Annotated in this window: 4 protein-coding genes; all 4 read left to right on the top strand. The window is 32.9% G+C overall.

Going from position 1 to position 3,674, the window contains the following annotated elements; all coding sequences use genetic code 11:
• The first annotated feature begins 454 nt into the window (after nt 1–454).
• The 4 genes from ACH2AZ_RS12340 (at nt 455) to ACH2AZ_RS12325 (ending at nt 3,471) form a co-directional block, all read left to right on the top strand.
• Entirely contained in the window at nt 455–679 is a 225-nt protein-coding gene (locus tag ACH2AZ_RS12340) for a hypothetical protein (RefSeq protein WP_394908084.1), read from the top strand.
• A gap of 160 nt (nt 680–839) precedes the next feature.
• A complete protein-coding gene (locus ACH2AZ_RS12335) occupies nt 840–1,487 on the top strand; it encodes a hypothetical protein (protein WP_394908083.1) in 648 nt (215 codons plus the stop codon).
• Nucleotides 1,488–1,507: 20 nt separating this feature from the next.
• The gene (locus tag ACH2AZ_RS12330) at nt 1,508–1,831 is read left to right on the top strand and encodes a hypothetical protein (protein ID WP_394908082.1); all 324 of its coding nucleotides are present in this window, start codon (nt 1,508–1,510) and stop codon (nt 1,829–1,831) included.
• A 215-nt stretch (nt 1,832–2,046) separates the two neighbouring features.
• Nucleotides 2,047–3,471, top strand: a complete 1,425-nt coding sequence (locus tag ACH2AZ_RS12325; protein WP_394908081.1) for a hypothetical protein — start codon at nt 2,047–2,049, stop codon at nt 3,469–3,471.
• The last annotated feature ends 203 nt before the right edge of the window (nt 3,472–3,674 follow it).

The following is a 3,674-nucleotide window of genomic DNA, read 5'->3' as shown; positions in this document are numbered from 1 at the left end:
TCGATAAATTTCATAAAAATCAGAAAAATAGTATTTTTAAGAGCATTAATTGGTAGTTTTGAGACTGACTGCCGTTGTAGGGCATTTAAAACGACAAAGATTGACGGATTTCAAGACATATTATAAACAGCAATTCCAGCAAGACCTGCTGAAATTTGTGGGACAAATACCTATTGACGGAAACAAGCATTACGACAGAAACGAATTTAATATTCAATACTTCTTCTTGACACCTCAGTACAAGTATTTAGACATAATTCCACCCGACAGACAAGCATTATTCGCAGTTGCACTTTATTGGACAGTCTTGGTCGACCAGACATTTTATTCACACTTCCGACACTCATACCAGACATTTCAAAGTAAAACGTTGTATCCTAAATTTATCGGTAACTGTACTGCACCTTCTCTAATGAGTTCCGAATGTGGACACCACCAACATCCAAGAAAAATATTGAAAGCAATAAACGACACAGAAGACAAAGGAAATAGGTTTGACTTTGAACGTGAAATCTTTAAAAAGGACGAAAGCAGCCAGACAAGACAACGCATAGACTATTTTTCACTTTTAGAGCAATCAAGGCAAATAATGAAGGAAGAAATAAAAGACTATTTTGAGAATCACCAGCCGGAAATAAGTTGGACAGAATTTTGGACGAAATGCGAACAAGAACATTAATGAATGAAATAAAAACGCCCTACAACACAGCATATAGCTTATGGCGGGTGAACGGCTGCCAGCAAGGTTTTCGCTCCGTAGCCAGCTTTCGTTTCGGTGGACAGGAAAGTGCTTCGAAACCGCCACAAGCCATATGCAAACCGTTGGCAACAAGCTGAAAATGAACAAAAAAGAAACATACAAAATAGGCATTTTAGCATTTGGTTCTTTGATTGACAATCCCGGAGAAGAAATCAAAGAAATAGAAATTGAAAGAATTAATTGCAAAACCCCATTTAAAATTGAATTTGCGAGAATAAGTTCTTCTCGAAATAAGGGACCAACTTTAATCCCCATTCAAGATAATTCAAAAGGAAAAAAAACGAATGCTCAAATAATAATAATTGATCATAAAACAAACATGAATGAGGCTAAATCTATACTTTGGAGAAGGGAATGTCATATAACTGATAAATCAAAAAAATTTAAAGACTTAACAAAACCAACATCGAAGAATGTAATGATAGAAGTACTCGAAAATTTCTGTAATGTCGAGAAAGTATTATACACATATTTTTTGCCACAAGACGAATACAATGATTTGACACCTATAAAATTAGCTGATTTTGCCATTGAATCAATACTTTCTAAAGCGGGGAAAGAAAAAAAAGACGGTATCAGATATTTACTTTTGGCAAAAAAACACGGAATACGAACACAATACAGTGATGATTATGAAAAACAAATACTACTTAAAACTGATACGAACTCACTTGAGGAAGCAATTGAAAAACTAGATAAACAATTTGTCACATATCAAAATAAGTAAAAGCCCAATAATATTGAATTATGAAAAGTAAATTTTTATTTTTAAGTATGGCTATATTAATATCCTGTGGCCCAAAAAGCAAACATGAATTTTTTAAAAATGGTTATTGTAATATTAATGGAGTTGAGAAATTTTCGAACAAGATTTATATAAGAAACACCTCTGCTTCTAAAATTATTACCTACACAATTCAGCAAACCATTATTGAAACAGGCAATATCGACACAAAACTAAAAGAAATTGCCCCCGGGGATTATAAGTATGTAGGCTGTGACCATGACGCACAAGGCCATAAAAAATATAAAGTGGTTGGAGCATATTATGGACTAAAAAAGAAAAATTGAAATTAACTCTTAAAATCTTGGAATAAGTAAAAAATGTTTTAAATAAAACAATAAACAGAAAGCCTGTTGCCAACAACGGCTATGCGCCAGGCGGGATTTCGTCTTCGGTTGATAGATTACGGAAGCGAGAACGGTAGCGTTTTCAAAAGAACGATAAAGGTAAAAACCCCCGCCCGGCGCATAGCCGCGGGACGTTGGGCACAATATAAAAACAAATGACACAAGAATTATTAAACACAGGAGGAAACAATTATCCGGCAAAAATAACTGAATTTGAAAATGGGCTGATTAATTTCCTACAGTCACATAATTTGCCATCAGATGGAATTTTTAATAATGTTGATGAAAGACTTCGTGTTTTTTCAAACATAGATTACGTTATTAATCAAATTGACCCTCAACTTTCACAAAAATCAATATATTTATCAAAGTTTTTAGCCGCAAGTGCTTCGGGATTATTTGATGCATCATTAAATTACCTGTGGGATGAAACAATAATACAGCTTCGAAAAAGGGTATCACAATTTGACTTAGAATACTTTTATGATAATACAGTAGGTGGAGATAGAAGGAACAAATTCAAAACTGAGGACGACCTAGTTAGATTGCAAGACAGTGAATTAATAAATGGAGCAAAAGAAATAGATCTAATTTCAGATGTTGGATATAAACATCTTACTTATATAAATTATATGAGGAATTGGGCAAGTGCGGCTCATCCAAACCAAACAGATATAACAGGTCTACAGCTAATATCTTGGTTAGAAACTTGCATAAAAGAAGTTATTTCTCTTCCAATTCCGAATGGAGTTATTCAAATAAAAAAACTTCTTTCAAATATTCGTAAAGAGCCAATAGATGAAAATAATGCTGATGAAATAGGTGTTTTTTTAACTGAACTTTCAGAGGAACAGTCAGAAAGTTTAGCTATGGCATTTTTCGGTATTTATACCCGTCAAGATACAGATAATCAAACTCGTCAAAATATTAAATGGCTATTACCTTTACTTTGGGATGCAATAGATGAAGACACGAAGAACTCGTTTGGAATAAAATACGGTTACTTTTCGGCAAACCACGAAACTGAACAAAAAAAATTAGCAAGACAGTTTTTAGAAATAGTCGAGGGGCAAAAATATATACCAGACGATTTAAGAATTCTTGAGATTCAAAATGCTATTCGAAATTTATTAAATGCACACAGAGGTAATAACAATTTTTATAATGAACCACCATTTGCTAGAGAACTTAAAAGGATTATTGGAGTTCCACCAAAATTACCAAACAGAATAAATAAAGCGTATGTTTTAAGTATTGTCGAAGTCTATTTGACAAATGGTAATGGAATAGCTTGGGATGCTGAACCAATTTATAAAGGATTAATAGAACATTTTGACAATAGACAAGCGACTATTGCTTTATTATCATTTACAACAGACCAAATAAGTAGTGCATTGCAAATTAAACTATGTAAACAAAAATATATTGAGCTATTAAACTACTTGAGACCAAAAATAACTAACGCTTCAACTATTGAATTACTTGATTTTGTTTTAGATTTTAAAGGTAGCTACTCAGAAATGAGAAAGGATAGTCGGGTTAGAAGAGTTTTGAAAAATTTAGAAATATTAATCAAATAAAATACTGTGCCCAACAACGGCTATAAGCAATTGGGGTTTAAGTGTTTAAAGAAATAAAAATTAAATTAAACAAAGGTCAGTCCCAAACTGAAAAGTTTGGAGTTAAAATCCCCAACTGCTCATAGCCAAGACCGTCAGACTGTCTCAAAACCATGCCATCATTGCAGTCTTTTTTTAAGGATATATTTTTAATTTTTTTTATC

Source organism: uncultured Mesonia sp., assembly GCA_947499595.1.
Classification (GTDB): domain Bacteria; phylum Bacteroidota; class Bacteroidia; order Flavobacteriales; family Flavobacteriaceae; genus Mesonia; species Mesonia sediminis.
The sequence above is the reverse complement of the archived record's forward strand: the minus strand, read 5'-3'. Positions and strand labels throughout refer to the sequence as shown.

Coding starts and splice junctions, on each gene's coding strand:
- ACH2AZ_RS12335 (WP_394908083.1), top strand. CDS start 840: ATGAACAAAAAAGAAACATACAAAATAGGCATTTTAGCATTTGGTTCT.
- ACH2AZ_RS12330 (WP_394908082.1), top strand. CDS start 1,508: ATGAAAAGTAAATTTTTATTTTTAAGTATGGCTATATTAATATCCTGT.
- ACH2AZ_RS12325 (WP_394908081.1), top strand. CDS start 2,047: ATGACACAAGAATTATTAAACACAGGAGGAAACAATTATCCGGCAAAA.